This is a genomic window from Yoonia vestfoldensis DSM 16212 (assembly GCF_000382265.1).
GTDB lineage: Bacteria > Pseudomonadota > Alphaproteobacteria > Rhodobacterales > Rhodobacteraceae > Yoonia > Yoonia vestfoldensis.
In genome coordinates this window covers 25934-49716 of sequence record NZ_KB907986.1, presented here as the reverse complement: position 1 = coordinate 49716, position 23783 = coordinate 25934, and the positions used below count along the sequence as shown (strand labels likewise).

At 62.4% G+C, this 23783-nt stretch carries 21 protein-coding genes; 9 read left to right on the top strand and 12 right to left on the bottom strand.

From position 1 onward, the window contains the following. Positions 1 to 75 precede the first annotated feature (75 nt). Together H147_RS0114130 and H147_RS19810 are read right to left on the bottom strand one after the other, a co-directional pair. Entirely contained in the window at positions 76 to 1086 is a 1011-nt protein-coding gene (locus H147_RS0114130; RefSeq protein WP_019956035.1) for a cytochrome d ubiquinol oxidase subunit II, read from the bottom strand. A 5-nt stretch (positions 1087 to 1091) separates the two neighbouring features. Further along, entirely contained in the window at positions 1092 to 2483 is a 1392-nt protein-coding gene (locus H147_RS19810) for a cytochrome ubiquinol oxidase subunit I (protein WP_019956034.1), read from the bottom strand. Between the two features lie 167 nt (positions 2484 to 2650). On the opposite strand from H147_RS19810, the gene uraH reads away from it, so the two are divergent. Continuing rightward, positions 2651 to 2995 carry a hydroxyisourate hydrolase gene (uraH, locus tag H147_RS0114120; RefSeq protein WP_019956033.1) on the top strand — a complete coding sequence of 115 codons (345 nt, stop codon included), beginning with the start codon at positions 2651 to 2653 and terminating at the stop codon, positions 2993 to 2995. 165 nt (positions 2996 to 3160) lie between these two features. Here uraH and H147_RS0114115 read toward each other — a convergent pair whose 3' ends face one another. From H147_RS0114115 to glpD, 9 genes are all read right to left on the bottom strand, one after another. After that, the gene (locus tag H147_RS0114115; protein ID WP_019956032.1) at positions 3161 to 4279 is read right to left on the bottom strand and encodes an iron-containing alcohol dehydrogenase; all 1119 of its coding nucleotides are present in this window, start codon (positions 4277 to 4279) and stop codon (positions 3161 to 3163) included. Then, positions 4279 to 5766: a glycerol kinase GlpK gene (gene glpK, locus H147_RS0114110; protein ID WP_019956031.1), complete on the bottom strand. Its 1488-nt coding sequence runs from the start codon at positions 5764 to 5766 to the stop codon at positions 4279 to 4281. The genes H147_RS0114115 and glpK overlap by 1 nt, the downstream gene beginning before the upstream one ends. Before the next feature lie 108 nt (positions 5767 to 5874). Next, on the bottom strand, positions 5875 to 7587 hold the full coding sequence (locus tag H147_RS0114105) for an ABC transporter substrate-binding protein (RefSeq protein WP_026352543.1): 1713 nt from the start codon (positions 7585 to 7587) through the stop codon (positions 5875 to 5877). A 104-nt stretch (positions 7588 to 7691) separates the two neighbouring features. Further along, positions 7692 to 7970, bottom strand: a complete 279-nt coding sequence (locus H147_RS0114100; RefSeq protein ID WP_019956029.1) for a DUF2160 domain-containing protein — start codon at positions 7968 to 7970, stop codon at positions 7692 to 7694. Between the two features lie 14 nt (positions 7971 to 7984). Next, entirely contained in the window at positions 7985 to 8761 is a 777-nt protein-coding gene (locus H147_RS0114095) for a carbohydrate ABC transporter permease (RefSeq protein ID WP_245541153.1), read from the bottom strand. A gap of 79 nt (positions 8762 to 8840) precedes the next feature. Continuing rightward, the gene (locus H147_RS0114090) at positions 8841 to 9713 is read right to left on the bottom strand and encodes a carbohydrate ABC transporter permease (RefSeq protein WP_019956027.1); all 873 of its coding nucleotides are present in this window, start codon (positions 9711 to 9713) and stop codon (positions 8841 to 8843) included. Further along, on the bottom strand, positions 9713 to 10819 hold the full coding sequence (locus tag H147_RS0114085) for an ABC transporter ATP-binding protein (protein ID WP_043700043.1): 1107 nt from the start codon (positions 10817 to 10819) through the stop codon (positions 9713 to 9715). The genes H147_RS0114090 and H147_RS0114085 overlap by 1 nt, the downstream gene beginning before the upstream one ends. 10 nt (positions 10820 to 10829) lie before the next feature. Next, positions 10830 to 11915, bottom strand: a complete 1086-nt coding sequence (locus H147_RS0114080) for an ABC transporter ATP-binding protein (RefSeq protein WP_019956025.1) — start codon at positions 11913 to 11915, stop codon at positions 10830 to 10832. Positions 11916 to 11942: 27 nt separating this feature from the next. Next, on the bottom strand, positions 11943 to 13541 hold the full coding sequence (gene glpD / locus H147_RS0114075; protein WP_019956024.1) for a glycerol-3-phosphate dehydrogenase: 1599 nt from the start codon (positions 13539 to 13541) through the stop codon (positions 11943 to 11945). A 264-nt stretch (positions 13542 to 13805) separates the two neighbouring features. Here glpD and H147_RS0114070 point away from each other — a divergent pair, with 264 nt between their 5' ends. Beyond that, positions 13806 to 14588 carry a DeoR/GlpR family DNA-binding transcription regulator gene (locus H147_RS0114070; RefSeq protein ID WP_043700039.1) on the top strand — a complete coding sequence of 261 codons (783 nt, stop codon included), beginning with the start codon at positions 13806 to 13808 and terminating at the stop codon, positions 14586 to 14588. A 30-nt stretch (positions 14589 to 14618) separates the two neighbouring features. On the opposite strand, the gene htpX is transcribed toward H147_RS0114070, so the two are convergent. Beyond that, positions 14619 to 15527: a zinc metalloprotease HtpX gene (htpX, locus tag H147_RS0114065; RefSeq protein WP_026352542.1), complete on the bottom strand. Its 909-nt coding sequence runs from the start codon at positions 15525 to 15527 to the stop codon at positions 14619 to 14621. A 589-nt stretch (positions 15528 to 16116) separates the two neighbouring features. On the opposite strand from htpX, the gene H147_RS0114055 reads away from it, so the two are divergent. The 7 genes from H147_RS0114055 (at position 16117) to H147_RS0114020 (ending at position 23777) form a co-directional block, all read left to right on the top strand. Further along, the gene (locus tag H147_RS0114055; RefSeq protein ID WP_019956020.1) at positions 16117 to 16695 is read left to right on the top strand and encodes a hypothetical protein; all 579 of its coding nucleotides are present in this window, start codon (positions 16117 to 16119) and stop codon (positions 16693 to 16695) included. A gap of 16 nt (positions 16696 to 16711) precedes the next feature. Further along, positions 16712 to 17068 (top strand): YciI family protein, encoded by a 357-nt coding sequence (locus tag H147_RS0114050; protein WP_019956019.1) that lies wholly within the window; start codon positions 16712 to 16714, stop codon positions 17066 to 17068. Then, positions 17065 to 18285, top strand: a complete 1221-nt coding sequence (locus H147_RS0114045) for an RNA polymerase sigma factor (RefSeq protein ID WP_019956018.1) — start codon at positions 17065 to 17067, stop codon at positions 18283 to 18285. The genes H147_RS0114050 and H147_RS0114045 overlap by 4 nt, the downstream gene beginning before the upstream one ends. 147 nt (positions 18286 to 18432) lie before the next feature. Continuing rightward, a complete protein-coding gene (locus H147_RS0114040) occupies positions 18433 to 19479 on the top strand; it encodes an HD domain-containing phosphohydrolase (protein WP_043700036.1) in 1047 nt (348 codons plus the stop codon). A 37-nt stretch (positions 19480 to 19516) separates the two neighbouring features. Continuing rightward, on the top strand, positions 19517 to 20002 hold the full coding sequence (locus H147_RS0114035; RefSeq protein ID WP_245541151.1) for a putative pterin-binding protein: 486 nt from the start codon (positions 19517 to 19519) through the stop codon (positions 20000 to 20002). A 1-nt stretch (position 20003) separates the two neighbouring features. Then, positions 20004 to 22235, top strand: a complete 2232-nt coding sequence (locus H147_RS0114030; RefSeq protein WP_019956015.1) for a hybrid sensor histidine kinase/response regulator — start codon at positions 20004 to 20006, stop codon at positions 22233 to 22235. 387 nt (positions 22236 to 22622) lie between these two features. Next, entirely contained in the window at positions 22623 to 23777 is a 1155-nt protein-coding gene (locus H147_RS0114020) for an efflux RND transporter periplasmic adaptor subunit (RefSeq protein WP_019956013.1), read from the top strand. Positions 23778 to 23783 lie beyond the last annotated feature (6 nt).

The following is a 23783-nucleotide window of genomic DNA, read 5'->3' as shown; positions in this document are numbered from 1 at the left end:
GCAAAGGGCGGGGGGGTGTCAAACCGATTCTGCCCGATTTCACCCCCCGTCAGGTGGATCATGATCCGCTCTGCATCAGTCGTAGCGCAGTTCCGTCGCCTTGCCGCGGAACACCGTATAGGCCAGCACCGTATACGCCAGGATCGTGGGCAGCACGAAGAGCGTGCCGATCAGGATGATGAACAGGCTTTCGGGCGCGCTGGCGGCCTCGTAGATCGTCAACCGTTCGGGGACCACATAGGGATAAAAGCTGTAGGCCATCCCGATGAACGCCATCACCCAGAGCGAGGAGGCGGCCGCGAATGGCAACCACGACAGCCGGTCATTGGTGAACGGCATCCGGCGCAGCATCCACCACAGGCCGAATACCAGCAGCGCCGAGACGATCGGCAATGGCGATAGCAACAGCGCCTCGGGCCAGCTGAACCATTTGTCAAAGATCCGCGTGCTGACCAGCGGCGTCGCCATCGACACAAGCCCGATGCCCAGCATCAGCCCCCAGATACCGCCCTTGGCCCAGTCCACGGATTTGGCCTGCAAGTCCCCGTCGGTCTTGTGGATCACCCATGTCGCCCCGATAAAACTGTAGCCCACGGTCAGGAACACCGCCGTCAGCATCCCAAAGGCCGCATGTGGCAGCGTCCATTCCAGCCCCATGATATACATGCCAAGCATGAACCCCTGCGACAGTGACGTCATCAGCGAGCCTGCAAAGAACGCGTTGTTCCAGAGCCGTTTGTGCGGCGCGGGGGCCTTGGCGCGGAACTCGAAGGCGACGCCGCGCAGGATCAACCCCACCAGCATGATCGCGACCGGCAGGTAAAGCGCGGTCAGGATCGCGCCATGTGCTGCCGGAAAGGCCACCAGCAACAGCCCGACCGCCAGCACCAGCCACGTCTCGTTCGCGTCCCAGAACGGGCCGATCGACGCGATCATGCGGTCTTTTTCGTCCTCGGTGGCGAACGGGAAAAGGACGCCCACGCCAAGGTCGAAACCGTCCAGCACCACGTAGATCACGATCGACAGGCCCATGAGCCCCGCAAAGACGAATGGTAGCCAGATCGTGGGATCACCAAAGGTATTCATATCAGTTACTCCGCCGGCATGGCTTTGGGCACCGCCGCAGGGGCCGGTGCGATCCGTGTGCCGATCTCTTCGCCGCGCGACATTTTGCGCGCCAGATAGAAGATGACATAGATGTAGGCCACCAACAAAAGGGCATAGACCACGAGATACGCGATCAGCGTTGACAGAACCATCGGCGCGGGCACATCCGCCACGGCCTCTGCCGTCGACATTACGCCCTGCACCAGCCACGGCTGGCGGCCGATCTCGGTCGTGTACCAGCCCGCAAGTGTCGCGATCCAGCCGCTGAAGCTCATCCCGACAAAGGCGTAAAGCATCGGCTTGGGCAGGCCTTCGACCCCGCGCTTGCGCCGCAGCATCATCACAGCGGCGGTCCAGCTGAGCAGCAGCATCGCGATGCCGGTGCCGATCATCACGCGGAACGACCAGAACACGGGTGCCACGCGCGGGTGCAGAACGGTGCCATCCTCGGCGACAAAATCGTTCAGGCCCTGCACTTCACCGTCCCATGTGTGGGTCAGGATGAAGGACGCGAGGTTCGGGATACCGATTTCGAACCGGTTCTCGCGCGCTTCCTCGTCGGGCAGGGCGAACAGGATCAGGGGCACGTTGCCGCCGGTTTCCCAATGCCCTTCCATCGCCGCGACCTTGGCGGGCTGGAATTCCTTGGTGTTCAGCCCGTGCATGTCGCCGACAAGGATCTGCACCGGCATCAACAGGGCAGCGGTGAAGACGGCGGTTTTCAGCGCGACACGCACACCTTCGGTCCGCCCGCCGATCAGCCAGCGGAACGCGCTGACACCGGCGACCAGAAAGCTGACGGTCAGGAAGCTGGCCAGCACCATATGGGTAAAGCGATAGGGCATCGAAGGGTTGAAGATGATCGCGAACCAGTCGGTCCCATGGGCGACACCGTCACGCATCTCGAAGCCCTGGGGCGTGTGCATCCACGAATTCAGCACGATGATCCAGAAAGTCGACATCAGCGTGCCGAAGGCCACAAGGAACGTCGCCCCTGTATGCACCCAGTTGGGCACGCGGCTGAAGCCGAACAGCATGATGCCGAGGAACACCGCCTCAAGGAAGAAGGCGGTCATGATCTCATAGGCCAGCAAGGGGCCCGCGATATTGCCGACCTTTTCCATGAAGCCCGGCCAGTTTGTCCCGAACTGGAACGACATGGTGATGCCGGATACCACCCCCATTGCGAAGGACAGCGCAAAGATCTTGACCCAGAAGCGATACGCTTCCATCCAACGATCCTGACCGGTCTGGTTGTAACGGATTTTGAAGAACAGCAGCAGCCAGCCCAGCGCAATGGTGATCGTCGGAAACAGGATGTGGAATGAAATGTTCGCCGCAAACTGGATGCGGGACAAAAGGAGTGTTTCCATCATTTTATTTCGCCTTTACGCTATCGTTGACCCTCATATAGCAGGTATAGCCACCGTGTCAGTGGGGTGCGACAGCAAGGCGCGGAGCCGTCAAGCGGTTGATTTCGCGCCGACATGAATCGCATGTCAGCCCCCTGTCGCGCGCAATTTTAGGCAACCCGAGGACGACGATGACCGGATTTCTGACGACCCATGTGCTTGATACCGCAAACGGCGTCCCTGCCGCAGGCATGAATGTCGATCTCTACCGTCTGGACGGCGGTGCGCGGGTGCATCTGGCGACGAAGGTCACGAATGCCGACGGGCGCACCGATGGCCCGATCCTGCCAGCCGCGGATTTCACTGTCGGTCGCTATGAACTGGTGTTTCAGGCTGGCGCGTATTTCGCGCGCAGCGACGACCCGCGCTTTCTGGACGACATCCCGATCCGGTTCGGCATCAACGACCCTGCGTCGCATTATCATGTGCCGCTTCTGGTCTCGCCCTTCGGTTTTTCGACCTACAGGGGCAGTTGAAAGGCGGCAGGCCCACATTGCCCGGCTGCGGGCGTGGTCATTCGCACACAATTCAAAGTCCGGGAGTGGCGGCTTATCAGGCAAAGATGGCCACGGCCTCACTGGCCAACCGCGCAGCGTGTCACCGCCCACAGGGCCGGAAAACGCAAGCGTTGGTGGGAAAACCTAGCCGCGCGCGAGGATGCCCAGCAGGGCCGCCATGTCCAGATCGGCCGGATTTGCCTTGTAGGATGACGACGCCGTGGTTTCGCGTGCGATCTGATCGTGGTTTGCAGTCGTGAGGCCCAGCGTCTCCAGCCGTGGCAGGCCGTGACTGCGGGTCCATTTTTCAAAGTCGGACAGGCTGCCGAATTCATCCGCGATGCGCGTGATCACCCAAGTGATGCGCGCAGCGCCGTCATGGTCAGAGGCGGCAAGATTGGCCTCCAGGACCGGCACCAGCAATGTGCCGCAGATCGCGCCATGCGCCGCGCCTGTCCGGCCGCCGATCACCCCCGCAAATCCATGCACGGCACCCAGACCGGCATTCGCCAGGGCTAGTCCGCCGCAAACACTCGTCAGGGCCATGTCATCCCATGCGCTGGTGTCAGCGTCATCGAGAATCTGGTGCAGCGCGGCCAGACCGCGCGGGATCGCATCGCGGCACAAAGCATCGGTCACGGGATTGGCACGTGCGCTGATGAAGGGTTCGATCACCTGCGTGATCGCGTCAAGCCCTGATGCCAGCGTTACGCCCTTGGGACAGGACAGGCACAGGTCGGGATCGACCAGCGCAAGCGTCGGATACAACCGTGGATCGCGCAAGGATACTTTGCGGCCCGCCTCAGGCACGCCGATCACGGCGTTGCGGGTGACTTCGGTGCCGGTTCCTGCCGTGGTCGGGACCGCGACCAGGGGCAGGGGGGCCTTGTCCAGCGGCCTGCCCTCGCCCACGACCTCCAGATAGCGCAGCGCGTCATGCGGGGCGGGGATCAGCGCGGCGAGCGCCTTGCCATGGTCGATGACAGCACCACCGCCGACCGCGATCACGCAATCGGGGGCGAAGGGCCGCACGCGCGCCAGATGCCGAGTGATGGTTGGCAGGTCTGGTTCGCCTTTCACGACCAGATCCAGCACCTCGCCTGTCTGGCGCAGGTCATGTGCCAGCCTGTCCGCCGCCGTGACCGATGCGGACCGCACCAGCAGCACCCGCGCGAACCTTGCGGCAAAGGGGGCCGCCTCTGACAGGACACCACGGCCAAACCGGAGCGTCCCGGCCGTGGCGAAACCGAAAGGTGCGATCATCACACGGCCAGCACGGCGTTGACCGCGCGCCCCCAGCGGGCATAGCGGGCGTCGCGTGCATCTGCGCCCATTTCAGCGGTGAACTGGCGGTCGATGGCCCAGCCTTTGGCAAATTCGGCCATGTCCGGCCAGACGCCCGCGCGCATCCCCGCCAGCCATGCCGCACCCAGCGCGGTGGTTTCAAGCACCTGCGGGCGGTCTACCGGCGCACCGATGATGTCGGACAGGAACTGCATCGCATAATCGTTCGCGGCCATCCCGCCATCGACGCGCAAGGATGGCTGGGCGGCATCGCGGGCCCAGTCGGCCTGCATTGCCTCCAGCAGGTCGCGGGTCTGGTAGCCGACGGATTCGAGAGCCGCGCGCGCGAATTCGGCAGGCCCGGAATTGCGAGTCATGCCGAAGATCGCGCCGCGCGCCTCTGGCGCCCAATAAGGCGCGCCAAGCCCGACGAAGGCAGGCACAAGGATCAGGTCTTGCGAAGGATCGGCCGTTTCGGCAAGCCCCTGGGTTTCGGGTGCGGCGCGGATCACCTTGATCCCGTCGCGCAGCCATTGCACGACGGCGCCCGCGATGAAGATCGACCCTTCCAGCGCATAGGTCGGTTTGCCGTCCAGCTGATAGGCGATGGTGGTCAGCAGCTTGCTGGTTGATGTCACCGCCGTATCGCCCGTGTTCAGCACCACGAAACAACCGGTTCCATAGGTGGATTTGACCATGCCGGGCTGGAAACAGGCCTGCCCGATGGTCGCGGCCTGCTGGTCACCCGCGACACCAAGGATCGGGATTTCATGACCAAACAGGTCGGCGCGGGTCATACCGAAGTCTGCGGCGCAATCCTGCACGTCCGGCAGCATGTCCAGCGGAATATCGAAAAGGTCGCAGATTGTCCGGCTCCACCGGCCCTTGTGGATGTCGTAGAGCATCGTGCGCGCGGCGTTGGTCGCGTCGGTCACATGGCTGCGCCCGCCGGTCAGGTTCCAGATCAGCCAGCTGTCCACGGTGCCGAAGGCCAGTTCGCCCTTGCGCGCGCGGTCACGGGCACCGTCCACCTTGTCGAGGATGTATTTCACCTTGGTGGCCGAGAAATACGGATCGACCAGCAGCCCGGTGCGGCGCGTGATCATGTCCTCGTGACCGTCCTTGCGCAGCTTGGCGCAGAAATCTGCGGTGCGACGGTCCTGCCAGACGATGGCGTTATGGATCGGTTTGCCGGTCTTGCGGTCCCAGACGATCGTCGTTTCGCGCTGGTTGGTGATGCCGATCGCGGCGATGTCGCGCGCGTTCAGGCCCGCCTTTTCGATGGCGGCCCGCGCCGTCGCCGCCGTCGAGGCCCACAGATCGGAGGGGTCATGTTCGACCCAGCCGGATGCAGGGTAATGCTGCGGGAATTCTTCCTGTGCGGTGGCGGCGATCTTCATGTCGGGGCCAAAGACGATTGCCCGGCTGGATGTCGTGCCCTGGTCCAGTGCCAGAATATATCCCATGTGCTCGCTCCTGTGTATTTTCTTGGCAGCCTGTCATGAATGTGGCGAAGCAGCCAGCGGGCCGCTTCGCCACGGGATCGGGGGCGTGGAGGTCGCCCCCGATGATCGTTATTCCGTCCAGCGGCGGATCAGCTCTTCATAGGCGATGGTCTGCGGTGCGCCTTTTTCATCGTCGAGCTTGGGCCATGGTGCGCCGGGCTGTTCCAGCCAGAAGGACGCATCCTGCGGTTCGTTCAGCAACGGGCCGAATTCCCCTTGCACGCCCGCACGCTGGAGACGTTCCATCACGGCTTCCTGTTCGGCGCAAAGCGCGTCCATGGCTTCCTGTGCGGTGCGTGCGCCGGATGAGGCGTCACCGATGTTCTGCCACCACAATTGCGCCAGACGTGGATAGTCGGGCACGTTGAAGCCTGTGTCGGTCCACAGATCACGCTCTGGCGACCGGTAGAATTCCACCAGACCGCCCAATTGTGGCGCACGCTCGGTAAAGCTGTCGTGGTTGATTGTGGATTCGCGGATGAAGGTCAGGCCGTAGTGCGACTTGGCCACATCCACCGTTTTGGACGCGATGAACTGCGCGTAAAGCCATGCGGCCTGTGCGCGGTCCACGGGGGTCGATTCCAGAATGGTGGCGGAACCCACATCCTGATAGCCGACCTTCATGCCGTCCTGCCAGTAGGTGCCATGCGGGCTGGGGGCCATGCGCCATTTCGGTGTGCCGTCCTCGTTCATCACGGGCAGACCGGGGGCGACCATGTCGGCGGTAAAGGCCGTGTACCAGAAGATCTGCTGCGCGATCGCGCCCTGCGCAGGCACAGGCCCCGATTCCGAGAAGTTCATGCCGTTGGCTTCTGGCGGTGCGTAGTTCTGCAGCCAGTCGACATATTTCTCGATCGAATAGACGGCGGCGGGGCTGTTGGTGGCACCACCGCGTTCCATGCAGGACCCGACAGTCTGAAAGTTCTCGTTGACGCGCAGACCCCATTCATCGACAGGCACACCGTTCGGCAGGCCAAGATCGGATGCACCGGCCATCGACAGCCACGCATCGGTGAAACGCCAGCCAAGGGACGGGTCGCGGCGACCGTAATCCATGTGACCATAGACCGTCTGCCCGTCAATCTCGCGGCCTGTAAAGAAGGCGGCGATATCTTCATAGGCCGACCAGTTCACCGGCACGCCCAGCGGATAGCCATATGCTTCTTCGAAGGCGGCCATGATTTCAGGGTCAGTGAACCAATCGTGGCGGAACCAGTAGAGGTTGGCGAATTGCTGGACCGGCAATTGGTAGAGCTTGCCGTCCGGGCCGGTGGCCGAGGACAGACCGATGAAATCGTCCAGATCAAGACCGGGGTTGGTCACGGAAGCACCGTCGCCGGCCATCCAGTCGGTCAGGTTGCGCGCCTGCTGATAGCGCCAGTGCGTGCCGATCAGGTCGGCGTCGTTGATGTACAGATCAAACACGTTCTCGCCGGTCTGCATCTGCGTTTGCAGCCGTTCGACCACATCGCCTTCACCGATCAGGGTGTGGGTGAAATTGATGCCGGTGATCTCGCTGAAGGCGGGGGCCAGCACGCTGGATTCCCATTCATGCGTCGTGATCGTCTCGGACACGACGTTGATCGTCATGCCGCGGAACGGTTCGGCGGCGTCGATGAACCATTGCAGTTCGGCTTCCTGCTCCTCGCGGGTCAGCGCGGACATGTCGCCGATATGTTCGTCAAGGAAAGCGCGGGCGGCGTCCATATCGGCGAATGCCGGAACCCCCGTCACTGTCAGCGCTAAAGCCAGCGCTGTGGACGTCTTAAACATGTGGTTCATTGTGTAAATCCTCCCATGGATTGAACCTTCTTTTCAGTCTTGCATGACCGGGACGTCATCGGGCCTCATCCCTCCGGTCCGGTCATGCCTTTACTTGCGCGCACCTACACCCAGCGGAACACCGCTGCGGCATAGAACGCGCAAATTCCCAAAGCCCAGTATTGCGGCAGCCCAGTTGTCGCGAGCCAGCCTGCGTTGATAAAGGCTGATCCCAGCAGCGTGATGAACAACCGGTCACCCCGCGTCGTTTCAATCATCAGAATGCCGCGCCGGGGTGTTTCGGGGTACTTTATGCCCAGAAACGTGAACAGCAGCAGCACGCAGGCGATCACACCAAAGAAGATCGCGGTCGGGCCGGTCCAGGCCATCCATGCAAATGACATCGGTTTCCCCCCCTTCAGACGCGGCCCAGGGCAAAGCCCTTGGCGATGTAATTGCGGACAAAATAGATCACCAAGGCACCCGGCACGATGGTCAGGACCCCCGCCGCACAAAGCACGCCCCAGTCCAGCCCCGAGGCCGACACCGTCCGCGTCATGATCGACGCGATGGGCTGCGCGTTCACCGCCGTCAGCGTGCGTGACAATAACAATTCGACCCACGAGAACATGAAGCAGAAGAACGCGGCGACCCCGATGCCACTGGCGATCAGCGGCATGAAGATCTTGATGAAAAAGCGCGGGAACGAATAGCCGTCGATATAGGCGGTCTCGTCGATTTCCTTGGGCACGCCGCGCATGAACCCTTCAAGGATCCAGACGGCCAGCGGCACGTTGAATAGCGTATGCGCAAGCGCGACCGCGATATGCGTGTCGAACAGGCCCACGCTGGAATAAAGCTGGAAGAATGGCAGCGCGAAAACGGCCGGTGGCGCCATGCGGTTTGTCAGCAGCCAGAAGAACAGATGCTTGTCGCCCAGAAACCGGTAACGGCTAAAGGCATAGGCCGCAGGCAGCGCCACCGCCAGCGACAGCACGGTGTTCATCACGACGTAAGTGATCGAATTGACATAGCCCATGTACCACGACGGATCGGTCAGGATGACGCGGTAATTGTCCAGCGTCGGGTTCTGCGGCCAGAGCGTGAAACCACCCAGGATCTCCTGATTGGTCTGCAGGCTCATCTTGGTCAGCCAGTAGATCGGGATCAGCATGAACAGCAGGTAGGCGACCATCACGACATGCCGGGCGCGCACCTTGGGAAATGCCGACCTGCGGGCGGTGGCGGTGAAGGTTTCTGTTGTGGCAACCATTCTACCGGCCCTCCGCTTTATCAAGGTTGGTCATGACGGTGTAGAACACCCAGGACACCAGCAGGATCACAAGGAAATACATCAGCGAAAATGCCGCCGCAGGGCCAAGATCGAACTGTCCCAGCGCCATTTTCACCAGATCGATCGACAGGAACGATGTCGCCGATCCCGGCCCGCCGCCAGTGACGACGAAAGGTTCGGTATAGATCATGAAACTGTCCATGAAGCGCAGCAGGATCGCGATCAGCAGCACGCCCTGCATCTTGGGCAATTCGATATAGCGGAACACCGACCAGCGGCTCGCCTGATCGATTTTCGCCGCCTGATAATAGGCCTGCGGGATGGATTGCAGACCGGCATAGGCCAGCAGGGCCACCAGCGATGTCCAGTGCCAGACATCCATCACGATGACGGTGATCCAGGCATGCAGCGGGTCGCGGGCATAGTTCCAGTCGATGCCGAGCGCTGACAGGCTGTAGCCCACCAGCCCGATATCGCCGCGCCCCATGATCTGCCAGATCGTGCCGACCACGTTCCACGGGATCAGCAAGGGCAGTGCCATCAGCACCAGACAGACCGAGGCCCAGAACCCCTTTTTCGGCATGCAGACCGCAATCGCGATGCCGAGCGGAATCTGGATCGCCAGAATGATCCCCGAAAACGCAAGCTGCCGGCCCAAGGCCCCATGCACGCGGCTGTCGGTCAGGACCTGTTCGAACCAGCCCAGACCTTCCCAGAAAAAGACGTTGTTGCCGAACGTGTCCTGCACCGAATAATTCACTACGGTCATCAGCGGGATGACGGCGGAAAACGCCACCAGCACCAGCACTGGCAACACCAGAAACCATGCCTTGTTGTTTTGTACCTTATCCATCAGACAGCCTCTTTCACGGGGTTTGCGACAGCATGGAGCGGTGCCACGCGCCAGTCATCGGCATAGACGTTGATCCGGTCAGGCGCGAAATGCAGACGGTTCGCGCCTGCGGGGACGGCAAAGCCTTCGGGCAGGATCGCGTTGATCGGCTTGCCTGCGAATTCGGCGCGCAGGATCTGGTGACGGCCCACATCCTCGATCCGTTTGATCGTGACGGGCAGGCCACGATCGCCCGCCGTCAGTGTGACGAATTCAGGGCGGATACCGATTTGCACACGGCCCTTGGGCGTGCGGTAATGGCCGCCCAGATCAATCGCATGACCGCCGCACTGGGCGGTGTCGCCCGCGACCTCTGCGTCGATCAGGTTCATGCCGGGTGATCCGATGAAATAGCCGACAAAGGTATGTTCCGGCGTGTCGAACAATTCCTCCGGCGTGCCAAGCTGGACGACGCGGCCGTCATGCATGACCACGACCTTGTCGGCAAAGGTCAGCGCCTCGGTCTGGTCGTGGGTCACATAGATCATCGTATGACCGAATTCATTGTGCAGCGCCTTCAATTGCGTGCGCAATTCCCATTTCATATGCGGGTCGATCACGGTCAGCGGTTCATCGAACAGGATCGCGTTCACATCCTCGCGCACCATGCCGCGGCCAAGGCTGATCTTTTGCTTGGCATCCGCCGTCAGGCCGCGCGCCTTGCGCTTGAGCTGATCTTCCATCCCGATCATGGCAGCGATCTTTTGCACCTGTTCGGCGATTGCGGCCGGGGCCATCCCGCGGTTGCGCAACGGAAAGGCCAGATTGTCGCCCACGGTCATCGTGTCGTAGACCACGGGAAACTGGAACACCTGCGCGATATTGCGTGCCACGGTGTCCTGATGCGTCACGTCGCGGTCACCGAACAGGATGCGCCCGCGTGACGGGACCAGCAGGCCTGAGATGATATTCAGCAGCGTCGATTTCCCGCAGCCCGAGGCCCCCAGCAGGGCATAAGCCTCGCCGTCCTTCCAGACATGATCAAGTTGCTTGAGCGCGAAATCATCCTCGCCCTGCGGGTTGGGCAGATAGGAATGTGCCAGATTGTCGAGTGTGATTTGTACCATGCCGTTCCCCTCAGGCCGCCGCCGCATAAGATGCCGGCGCGACCAGATCGCCCGCTTCGGTGAAGACATAGACATGGGCGACATCAAGCCAGACATTGATCGGCGCACCGAATTGCAGGTGATGCACGCCGTGGATCAGCCCGACCCAACGGTCGCCGGTATGGTCCAGATGCACAAAGGTTTCGGACCCGGTGATTTCCGTCACCCGCAACGTGCAGTCAAAATCCAGACCGTCGCTGCCCTGCGCCTTCAGATGCAGATGATCAGGACGGAACCCGGCCACATAGCGGCCCTCGGCAAGATGCGCCAAGGCGCCTCTTGCAGGCATCGGGCCCTTGCCAAAGTCGATCTTGTCGCCAGTCTTGACGAAGCCGGTGAAATTCATCGGCGGATCCGAAAAGACCCGCGCGGTCGTGGCATCCTTGGGCTGGCGGTAAACTGCGGGCGTCGGTCCGAACTGCGTGATCCGGCCCTGCCACATTGTGGCGACATTGCCGCCCAGCAATAGCGCCTCTTCGGGTTCGGTGGTGGCATAGACAAAGATCGCGCCGGATTCTTCAAAGATGCGGGGGATTTCGGCGCGCAACTCCTCGCGCAGCTTGTAATCGAGGTTGGCGAGCGGTTCGTCCAGCAACACCAGCCCCGCGCCCTTGACCAGCGCGCGGGCCAGCGCGCAGCGCTGTTGCTGCCCGCCCGACAATTCCAATGGTTTGCGGTCCAGCATGGGGGCCAGTTGCATCAGGTCGGCAGCCTCGCGCACCTTGCGGTCAATCTCGGCGCGGTTCAGCCCCATCAGCTTCAACGGCGAGGCGATGTTGTCGTAAACCGTCATCGACGGGTAGTTGATGAATTGCTGATAGACCATCGCGACCTTGCGGTCCTGCACGCGCATCCCGGTCACGTCACGGCCTTCCCAGATGACGCGCCCGGTCGCGGGGACATCCAGCCCCGCCATCAGGCGCATCAGCGTGGTCTTGCCCGACAATGTCGGCCCCAACAGCACGTTCATCGTCCCGCGTTCCAGCGTCAGGTCCGTCGGGTAGATATGGCTCTGCCCGTCAACCACCTTGCTGACGCCATCCAGTTCAAGCGACATGTTCTCTCCTCCCCCGATGCGCCGTCGTTACTCTGCGGCGCGCATGATTTTCCTTGCATGGCTGGCGATCCACTCCTCCAGCGCCGCCACTTGGTGTTGGTTCAGCCGCAGGCCCAGTTTCGACCGTCGCCAAAGGACATCCTCGGCGTTGCGGGCATATTCCCGGGTCAGAAGCCAGCGGACCTCTGCCTCGGTCAGGGTCGCGCCGAAATCGCGGCCGAGACCGGCGGCGTCCTTGGCCTGGCCCAGCAGATCGCGGGCTTCGGTGCCATAGGCCCGTACCAGCCGCCGCGCCCAGAAATCGGTCAGGAACGGGTAGTCACGGCGCAATCCCGCGACCAGATCGGCCACGCCGTCATGCGGAAAATCGCCCCCTGGCAAAGCCACACCCGCCGTCCATTTGTCCTGCGACAAGGGCAGCACGGCCCCGATCTTGTCCAGTGCGGATTCCGCCAGCCGCCGGTATGTCGTGATCTTGCCGCCAAAGATGTTCAGCACGGGCGCGCCCGCCGATGTGTCGACCTTGAGCGTGTAGTCGCGGGTCGCGGCGGTGGCCGAGCTTGCACCGTCATCATAAAGCGGGCGAACCCCGGAATAGGTCCAGACGATATCGTCCTCGTTCACCGGGCGTTTGAAATACTGGGTCGCGAAAGCGCACAGGTAATCGCGTTCCTCGTCCGTGCAGACGGGGTTGCGCGATGGATCATCATGTTCGGCATCGGTTGTGCCGATCAGCGTGAAATCCTGCTCATAGGGGATCGCAAAAATGATCCGCCCGTCCGTGCCCTGAAAGAAATAGCATTTGTCATGATCGTAAAGCTTGCGCGTGACGATATGGCTGCCGCGCACAAGGCGCACGTTCTCGGGGCTGTTCAGACGCAGCGTTTCGTGGATGATCTCTCCGGCCCATGGCCCCGATGCATTGACCAGCATCCGCGCTGCGATGATGCGATCACCGTCGTCGTCGCGGACCGTGGCGCGCCAGATGCCGTTCGTGGCTTCCGCCGACACAACCTCTGTCCGTGTCATGATCGTGGCGCCGCGCGCCTCGGCGTCGCGGGCGTTCAGCACGACAAGGCGTGAATCCTCGACCCAGGCGTCGGAATATTCATAGGCTTGGGTAAAGCGGTCCTGGAGCGGCTTGCCTTCGGGTGTGTCCGTCAGGCTGATTGTCGTCGTCCCCGGCAGGATTTTCCGCCCACCAAGATTGTCATAAAGAAACAGACCCAGCCGGATCAGCCATGCGGGCCTGCGCCCTTTCATCCACGGCATGACGACGCCCAAAAGCCGCGATGTCGGCGTGTCGCTGTCGAACCGCATGTCCTTGTGATACGGCAGCACGAAACGCATCGGCCATGAAATATGCGGCATCGCGCGCAACAGGGTCTCGCGTTCGATCAGCGCCTCGCGGACCAGCCGGAATTCGAAATATTCCAGATACCGCAGCCCGCCATGAAACAGCTTGGTCGAAGCCGAGGATGTGGCTCCCGCCAGATCGCCTTTTTCGGCCAGCACCACCGACAGCCCGCGCCCGGCCGCATCACGCGCAATGCCGCAGCCGTTGATGCCGCCTCCGATGACCAGCAGGTCGTGGATGTCAGCGCTGTTTTGCGCAGATTGTGCCATACGCTCTCCCCTCGCGTGGGTCGTCGGGACGACCACCGCAAACCTAGACGCGGCCCCGTTCGATGCGCAAGTTTTTTCGTTTTCGCCGCATTATTTGTTCGTTTTCGTAAAAACGAAAAATTAAAAGCGGTTTGTTGCCATTATGTTCCTTGTTGCATGATCGCGGCGGCGCAGCATATCGTGAAAACGAACATTCCGTCCGAAACCCGCGATTCGGATCGTCGGCAAAAATTGATACACTCCGCCCCGGAAAGGGTCTTTGCCATGTCACAGGCTGAACGCTTGCGCGATATCCAGATCATCGCCCGCCGCGACGGGCGGGTCAGCGTCGAAGATCTTGCCGCGAAATTTGCCGTCACGATGCAGACGATCCGGCGCGATCTGTCCGAATTGTCCGATCAGGGCAAGTTGCAGCGCGTGCATGGTGGCGCGATCCTGCCCTCGACGGTGGCCAATATCGGCTATCAGGACCGCCGCGACCTGAACGAGGCAGGCAAGGCCGCCATCGCGCAGGCCTGCGCACGCGATATTCCGAATGGCTGTTCCCTGTTCCTGAACATCGGTACCACGACCGAGGCTGTGGCCCGCGCGCTGCTGCGGCATCGCGATATCATGGTGCTGACCAACAATCTGAATGTCGCGAACATTCTGGTCGATAATCCGCATTGCGAGATCATCGTCGTCGGTGGATTGCTGCGGCGCACCGATGCGGGGCTTGTGGGCACCGTGACGACACAGGCCATCGGCCAGTTCAAGTTCGATCTGGCCGTCATCAGTTGTTCGGCGCTGGATGAAGACGGCGACATGCTCGATTATGACATTCACGAAGTGGGCGTCAGCCAGGCGATCCTGCGGCAGGCACGGCGCAGTTTTCTGGTGGCCGACCAGTCGAAATTCGCACGGCGCGCGCCTGCGCGGATCGGGTCGATTGCGCAGATTGACGGGTTCTATACGGACGCGGCCTTGCCCAGAAGACTCGACGCTGAGTGCCGTGGCTGGAATACCGCCGTGACGATCGCAGCACAGCGCAACGCGACAGGCGCCTGACCGGGGGCGCCCCGGCCGCCGCCCCGCGCGTCAGGACCAGGGTCCGCTGCGCCTGCGTGTCGACGGGACGCCCGTGCGGGCGGGCTGTCGTGCGGCCTCGGGGCGGGCCTGTCCCGCCATGGCACGCAGCGCGGCCACGCGGTTCTGGGTCGCGGGATGGGTCGCGAAAAGATTATCGTGCTTGTGCGCATGCAGTGGATTGATGATGAACATATGCGCGGTTGCGGGGTTCCGTTCCGCAGCGGTGTTGTCGATCCGCGCTGCGCCCACGGCGATCTTTTCCAGCGCCGAGGCGAGCCAGAGCGGGTTGCCGCAAATCTCTGCCCCGGCCTTGTCGGCGGCATATTCGCGCGTCCGGCTGATCGCCATCTGCACCAGCGCCGCCGCGAAGGGCGCGAGGACCATCAGCAACAACGTACCGATCAGCCCAAGCCGTTCCCGGGTGCCGCCGAAGAACAGCGCGAAATTGGCCAGCATTGAAATCGCACCGGCAAAGGTCGCGGTCACCGTCATGATCGCGGTGTCGTGGTTGCGGATATGGGCCAGTTCATGCGCGATCACCCCGGCCAGTTCCTCGCGGTTCAGGCTGCGCATCAGGCCCGTCGTCACGGCGACCGCCGCATGCGCGGGATTGCGCCCGGTCGCAAAGGCATTGGGCTGGGGCGTGTCGATCAGATAGACCTTTGGTTCGGACAGGCTTGCCTGCCGCGCGAGGTCGGCTGTCAGGGCATGCAGGCCCATGCGATCACCAGGCATCACGGGCTGGGCACCGTGCATCCGCAGGACCAGCTTGTCGGAATTCCACCAGGTGTAGGCGTTCATCGCCGCTGCGACCGCCAGCGCGATAACAGCGCCCCCGACACCGCCCATCAGATAGCCGATGCCCATGAAAAGCGCGGTCATCGCCGCCATCAGGATCCCTGTTTTCAGATAGCCCATCGTCGTCTCCGCAAACTCGTCCGTTGCCGTCACCGAGAGATATGGGAAGGTTTCCGCAGGCTACAAGAATGCAAGCCCGGTTGCGCGCAAATCTGGGGGCGAAAGCACGGGTCGCAAAAAAGACTGCCGAACGTCGATCTTGCCGATCACGGGGCCCAGACCGACGGGTATCCGCCGATACGGTAAAGGATCAGAACGGGCTGTCGGGCAAACAAAACTGCGCTGCGTTCTGCGCGATGGCTTCCAGCGCACCGATAACCACGTCGTCGTCAGGACGGCGGTCGGCTCATCCATGATCAACAGTGGGGGCCGCGCGCCCCGATGCCTTGGCAATCTCGACCGTCCGGTGATTGGGTGCCGAAAGGTCCGGCATGCGCGCGGAACCTGCGCCATCAGCGCACGGGCAGCAGGCCTGCACTGGGACCAAATCTGGCGGACCCGTCCGTGTCGCAGATCCTGCCCCCGCGGGGCAGATGCGCGGTGGTCGTCGAGAAAAAAATCGCAGCCTTTGTAGAAAACGGGAGTAGGTCGAACGTCATGGGGTATCGGTGCCCATCGGGGGCGCCGCCAACCAAGGAGGCACGATCCCATGAAATCACTTTATGCAGCCCTTGCAGTCGCAACGGCCCTGACCACACCTGCGTTTGCACAAGATGCTGGCCGCGCGGCCCTTCTTGGCCTGCACGGGACCTTTCACAGTCCCCATGTCGAGGAATGGTATGGCGGCTTTGGCACCCGAGAGTTCGTCTTTTCGGATGGCCAGTGGAGCCTGACATTCATCCACGCGCTCGATCCCGGCATGACCCAGCGCACGTTTCAGTTCCGCACCGGCGGCGGGTATGACGTCCAGGCGGCTTCAACCCAGCTGCCGGGCGCGTTTCACACTGTCTTTGATGAGGATTGGAAGCATCTGACGCTGTTGACGCCGGTCCCCGAAATTGCCGCTGCGATGGGGATGGCCGACTGCGGACTGACCGTTAACCTCGAAGCCGACATTTCCGAAACGGGCTGCGCCGCCTGGCGTCCGGTGGCTGATTGCGGGCAGGATCACGATCTTCTGGCATTTTCGGACGATGGACTGCATTTTGGCGTCCGACCCGCCGACAACGACATGTGCTCTGCCGACAAGACTCCGACCGCGCTGCTGCCCGCCGTCGTCGCCCGCTGAAAAGGAGACCGATGCCATGCAATACATGATCCTCAACTATACGCTTGCGTCCGAAAATGCCGATGCCGCGGCCATTGCCGCCGCCGCTGACGGTGCCGTCTGGGAGCGGTATACACGCGCCCTCATTGATGCGGGCGTGTTCGTCAGCGGCAACGCCTTGCACCCGTCGCATACCGCGACCACGCTGCGTCTGCGTGCAGGGGAACGCGACATCCAGGACGGTCCCTATGCCGCGAGCAAGGAACAATTCGGCGGATATTATATCATCGACGTGGCCGATCTGGATACCGCATTGCACTGGGCCGCGCTCAACCCCGCGGCGGCGGCCGGTGCGGTCGAGGTCCGACCGGTCGTCATGCGCGCGACGGCATGAGCGCATTTGACGAGATCGAAAGGGTGGCGCGCCTGTCGCATGGCAGGCTCGTCGCCATTCTGGCCGCCAGCACTGGCATGACAGACGCCATGGACGCCTTGTCCGAGGCGGTGGTGCGTGCGCTTGAAACATGGCCTGACCGTGGTATCCCGGCCAATCCAGAGGCATGGTTGATTGCAACGGCGCGCAACAGCGCAGCCGATGCGGGGCGCCGGTCAGCGCGTGCCGCGCGCGCCGCCGATACTCTTGCGCTGCTGGACGACGAACGCCGCGCGGCGGGAACAAACGCGACCCCGGACCGGACGCTCAACCTGATGTTCGTCTGCGCCCATCCGGCAATCGACGCCCGGATGCGCACACCGCTCATGCTGCAACTCGTGCTGGGGCTGGATGCGCGGCGGATGGCGGCGGCCTTTCTGATTGCGCCCGGTACGCTTGGCCAGCGGTTGACACGCGCGCGGTCAAAGATTGCGGCGGTTGGGATCGGCTTTGCGCTGCCCGATGGGGCCGAACGCGCTGCGCGCCTTGGTCATGTGCTTGATGCGATCTATGCGGCCTTTACCGTCGGGATCGACGGCGGCGGTGCGGGCGACGCGAAATCCAACTCTCTCGCGCAAGAGGCGCTCTGGCTGGGCAGCGTTGTTGCGGCACAGATGCCCGAGGAATCCGAGGCGCAGGCGCTTTTTGCGCTGATGCTGTTCACGCGGGCGCGCCGGGCTGCAAGGGTGGATGCGGCGGGGTGCCTTGTCCCACTTGATGACCAGGACACCGATCTTTGGGACGCGCGCATGATGGACGATGCAGACGCGGCGCTGTGCTTGGCCGCGCGCCGTCCGTCGCTTGGCCGTTACCAGATCGAGGCGGCCATCGCGGCTGCGCATGCCGACCGGCGCAGTGGGCGACCGACAGACTGGGGGGCCATCGTCGATCTTTACCGTGGTCTGGTCGCGCTCCATCCGACGACCGGCGCGCTGACCGGTCTTGCCGCTGCAACGGCAGCCGCCGGCGCGCCTGCGGCGGGACTGACCGTGCTGGACGAGGTCGCGCCCGCGTGCGCGGCGCTGTACCAACCCTGGTGGGCCGTCCGGGCCCATCTGCTGGCCGCGACCGGACAGGCGCAGGCCGCCGATCTGGCCTATGACCGCGCGATCGCACTGAGCCATGATCCGGCGGCACGGGTATTTCTGGCAGCCCGAAAGGCGCGGCTGGCACCGTGATGCCGCCCGCGGGTTGGCTGCTGTCGGGGAACACCGATACGTTGAATTCGCTTAGAATTGTCTATTCTTAGAGGCTTAACGAACCGGCAGACGTTGGGATAAGTGGGCCTGGCAAATCCGGACGAAGACCAACAGGAAGGACAGACAATGCGCATATGTATCGTCGATGACGAACGGATCAGCCGCAGTGTCAACCGGGCGGTTTTATCCCGCACCGACACCTACGACGTCGAATGCTTTTCCGACGGGATATCGGCGCTGGCCAGATGCCGGGATATCGTCTTTGACATGGTGCTCGTCGATTACCGCATGGCGGATATGGACGGGATCACCTGCATCACCCATCTGCGCACGTTACCCGATTACCAATTCGTGCCGATCATCATGTTGACGGCTGATCATGACAGGGACCTGCGCCTTGCGGCGGTGCGGGCAGGGGCCACTGATTTCCTGAACAAGCCCTTTGACCCCGAAGAACTGCGGGTACGGACGCACAACCTTTTGGCGCTGCGCGAGGCGCAGCTTGCGCTGATGGATCGCGCACGTCACCTCGACGCCGAGGTGCGGGAGGCGACACGCAAGCTGGTCGAACGTGAGGAAGAACTGATCTGGCGGCTCGCGTGTGCTATCGAACGACGCGATGGCACGACCATGCAGCATATTTCGCGTGTTGCCGCAGTGGCCGAAATCATCGCCCGCACGCTTGGGCAAAGCAAAACCTATTGCCGGACGATCTATCTGGCGGCGCCGCTACACGATACCGGCAAGATCGGGATCAGCGATGCATTGCTGAACAAGCCTGCCGCGCTGACGCCCGCGGAACGCACCGAAATCCAGCGCCACACCGATATTGGGGCCGATATCCTGCAGGACGGCGAAAGCGACCTGATCCGCATGGCCCACCAGATCGCGCTGCATCACCACGAAAAATGGGACGGCACGGGTTACGGGCAAGGCATGGCTGGCACCGATATTCCGCTGGCGGCCCGGATCACCGCCGTTGCCGACGTCTTTGACGCATTGTGTTCGGATCGGCCCTACAAGAGGGCCTGGTCGTTCGATGAGGCCTATGCAGAAATCCTGCGTCAGTCCGGCCGCCATTTTGACCCGCAATGCGTCACCGCTTTCACCGCGGGACTGAACGAAATCGCAAGATATTACCCCGATCACTCTGTGGCCACACATGTAGCCTGACATGCCACAAGGAAAGATGCCCAAGATGAAACACAATATGACTTTTGTTGTTCTGCTGATCGCATCGGTGGCGCAGGCCGATGGATTGCGCTCCCCGGAGGGTGACGTGGTCCTGACGGTTTCCGGCAATATCACGCATACCAACGGGGATGGCGTCGCGCGGTTCGACCGCGCCATGCTGCAAGACCTGCAACAGGCCACCATCACCGCGGCAACGCCCTGGTTCGACGCGACGCATGATTTCAGCGGACCTTTGGGACTGGCCGTGCTGGAAGCTGTCGGCGCGCAAGGTGGCACCTTGCGTGTTGTCGCGCTGAATGATTATGCCGCCACCGTGCCCGCTGCCGACCTGCGCGATCTCGGTGCGGTGCTTGCAACCCATCTCGACGGGCAGATGATGTCCGTGCGCGACAAGGGGCCGTTGTTCCTGATCTATCCGTTCGACGATAACCCCGATCTGTTCGACGAAGTCTATTTCGGGCGGTCTGTCTGGCAGATCGCCCGGATTGAAGTGCAGGATTGATATGGACCAGCCCAAGGCCCTGGGCTGGTCGGTGCCCGTTGGATGGGCAACGCTTGTCCTGACGGCCCTGGGTGTGGTGCTGATCGCGACCACGGCCTATCTCTTCACCAATTTGCAGGACCGTCAGCAAGTCGTGGTGGAAAGCGTCCGTGAAGACGCCATGTGGGCGGTGTTCCAGACCCACCGCGAAGCATCCCGCCTGGTCGAAACGGTGCTCGAGGCCAAGAACGCCCCGGCCCCAGCGGCAATCGACGCTGTCGTTCTCAGTTTCGACCTTGTCTATAGCCGGATCACGTTGCTGCATAAGGGCGTGTTCGCCGAGAGTTTTCGCGGTTCTGATGCGTTGCAGGCTATCGGCCGCGATGTCCTGAACGAGATCGTCGCACTTTCAAAAGTCATAGACGCGCGTACGAGCGACAGGGCGGCGCTGGAACAGGCCTTGCCGCTGATCCGGGATCAGGCCCGTCTGATCCAGACCAAGAGCAACGATCTGGTCATCGCCACCAACGAACAGCTGAACATCGCGCGGGTCGACGGCAGACAACAGACCTTCGTCGCGTACCAGCGTCTGGCCACGATTGTGGCTATCGCCGCGCTGGCATTTGTCGGGACGATCACCTTGCAGTTCATGGATCTGCGCATCATTTCCCAGACGCAGCAGCAATTGCGCGACCTGTCTGTGCGCAATTCCCGCAGCGCCGCCGCAGTCGAGGCGGCGAGCGCCGCAAAGTCGATGTTCCTTGCGACGATGAGCCACGAAATCAGAACGCCGCTGAACGGCATCATCGGATCCGCTGATCTGTTGCGGACGACAAATCTTGATCCGGAGCAAGCCCGCCGCGCGTTGACGATCTGGCGGTCCGGCCACGTGCTGCTGGAGATCATCAACGATATTCTCGACTATTCCAACCTCGACGCGAACGGCGTCACTTTCAACAACGCGCCTGTGTCGCTGCCGGAAATCGCGGTGGTCTTGCGCGACGTGTTCCAGACGCGGGTCGCGGATGCCGGTTTGTCGTTCGATGTCGACTTGCCGGCCGTCACCGTTGTGACCGATCAGACACGGCTGCGGCAAGTGTTGCTGAACCTTGTCGCCAACGCGATCAAGTTCACGCCCGAAGGTTCTGTCAACGTCCGCGGCCTGCTTTTGCCGCAGGGGGGCTTGCGGATCGCCGTGCAGGACAGCGGTATCGGGATCGCACCGGCAGATCACGACAAGCTGTTCCGCGATTTCAGCCAGATCGAAGGCTCGGCATCACGCCGCTTCGGCGGCACCGGCCTTGGCCTTGCGATCTGCAAACGGATCGTCACGGGGATGGGAGGCCGGATCGGCGTGGACAGCGCGATCGGCAAGGGCAGCACGTTCTGTCTGGAATTGCCTGTTGCGGTTCTTGCCCCGGCGGCGGCACCCACCGCCAGCGAAACACCTGTCGTGCCGGCCGTGCCGCGTGACATGCGGGTCCTGCTTGTCGAGGACAACCCCGTCAACCGCGAGGTGGCGGCAGCATTGCTGCACAGTTTCGGAGCGCGCGTCGTCACAGCTGCGGACGGGCAGATCGCGCTGGCCCGGGTGCAGCAGGATGTGTTCGACCTTGTCCTGATGGATTTGCAGATGCCCGTCATGGACGGTCTGTCCGCGACCCGCGCGATCCGTGCGCTTGGCATCGACCTGCCCATCATCGGCCTGACCGCCAATGCCTTTGCCGAGGATCGCCAGCGCTGCCTTGAGGCGGGAATGACGGATTTCGTGGCCAAGCCGGTGACCCGAGACAAGCTTGGATCGGTGCTGCGCGGCTTTGCGTCTGTTCCGCCTGACAACGCCGCCACCGCGCGCGCCGACCCTGACACGCTGCTTGATCTGGCGCAATTGCATGCGGTGCGGGATGAATTGGGGTCGGACCTGTTCTGTGACCTGCTTGATCAGCTGCGTCATGATGCCGATGCGCTTGCGTTGATCGCCACGCCGGACGGTGATTATTCCACCGGCGATAGGCTTGACGACGCTTTGCACACGCTGAAAGGGGCGGCGATGACATTGGGCCTGTGGCGGGTCGGCACCCAATGCCAGGGGCTGCGCGCGGCAAGATGCACCGACGCCGCCGCGATGTCAGCCCTTTCAGGGTTGGTTGCGCAAAGCATCGAGGCCGCCCGGCAGGCTGCGTCGTTTCCAGGCGACGCGCATTCGCGCCCGGTCGGGTTGGTGCAGGATCCGGCTCAGTTGCTTTTGCCTTAGTGCCGCAGGCAGTCATGCGTTTGCGCTGAAATTTCATGCGTCTCTCTCACAAATTTGAGAAAACCTGCCGTTATGGGGCGCATCATACACAAAATATTTGACCTCTTCGCACTGTGTTTGAACGCTGTGCTTGCCGCGGTCCTTGTCGAATGAACCGAGAGCCAAACACGCGCCGCAGATAAAGAGGATGGCGCATGTCACCAGCCCCGCGTCTGCGGTGACCGGGCCGGTTGATTTGTCGCTGGCCAATCGTGGATCGGGTGCCGATGACGACCCGGTTTGATCTGGCGTTTGAAATTATTTCTTGGGTCAAGGGCGCGCGGCGCTATATCCCGTCGCAGGCTAGCAAGTGTACCAATGATGAACGGCAGGAGCCGCGTGAACCCGATGAAGCAGTTTGTTCTAGGCATCGTCGCGATTGTCGCGACCATCGCGATCTGGGTCGCTTTCGTCCCTGCGGCCGCGCCCTATCTGGAAAGGGCCGGTTTCTACGATCTGATCGGCCTTGCACCACCCGCGCCCGAAGAGGAACGTCGCGGCGGGTTCGGTGGCGGGGCAAGCAGGGTCATCGTGTCCGAGGTGACGAGAGGGCAGGTCAATGCCCGGATATCGGCCATCGGTGACGGCCGTGCCGCGCAGACGGTGACGATCCGGTCCGTCACGACCGGGATCATCCGCGATATGCCCGTCGCCCCCGGCAGCTATGTCGAAGCGGGCGCGCTTGTCGCGCAATTCGATGATGCCGCCGAACGGATCGCGCTGGAACGCGCCCGCCTTGTCGTGGCCGATGCCATGGACGAGGTTGATCGTCTGCGCCAGTTGGGGTCGTCGGGCACCGTGGCCGGCGCAAGCATACGTGCGGCTGAACTGGCGCTGCGCACGGCCGAGCTTGAGGTCGAGCAGGCGGAATTTGATCTTCAGCAGCGGCGCATCACCGCGCCGATCAGCGGCTGGGTCGGCCTGCTGGAGGCCGCATTGGGTGACCGCGTCGGCGCGCAGGAACCGATCGCCGTGATCACCGACAGATCCAGCCTGCAGATCGAATTCCGCGTTCCGGAACGCTATATCAACGAATTGTCCATCGGGATGTCGATGGATGTGACCCCGCTGTCGCGGCCCGACCAAGTGATTGCAGGGCGGATCACCGCGCTCGACAACGTTGTGGACCGTGCCAGCCGGACGTTGCGCGTGCAGGGTGAGGTCGAGAATACCGACGACAACCTGCGTGCGGGTCAGGCGTTTTCGGTGACGCTGTCCTTTCCGGGTGACACGCTGCCCGTCGTCGATCCGCTGGCGATCCAATGGACCGGCGACGGATCGTTTGTCTGGGTGGTCAGAGACAACGCGGCCCAGCGCGTGCCCGTCATGATCCGACAGCGCACAAGCGACAGCGTGATCGTCGAAGGCGATCTTGCGCCCGGCGATCTGGTGATCATCGAGGGCGTCCAGACCCTGCGCCCCGGTGCATCGGTGGATATCGCCACCGACGATGCGGCGAACGCCGGTTCCGCACTGCGGTATGGCATGAGCCGAAAATCATGAGACATT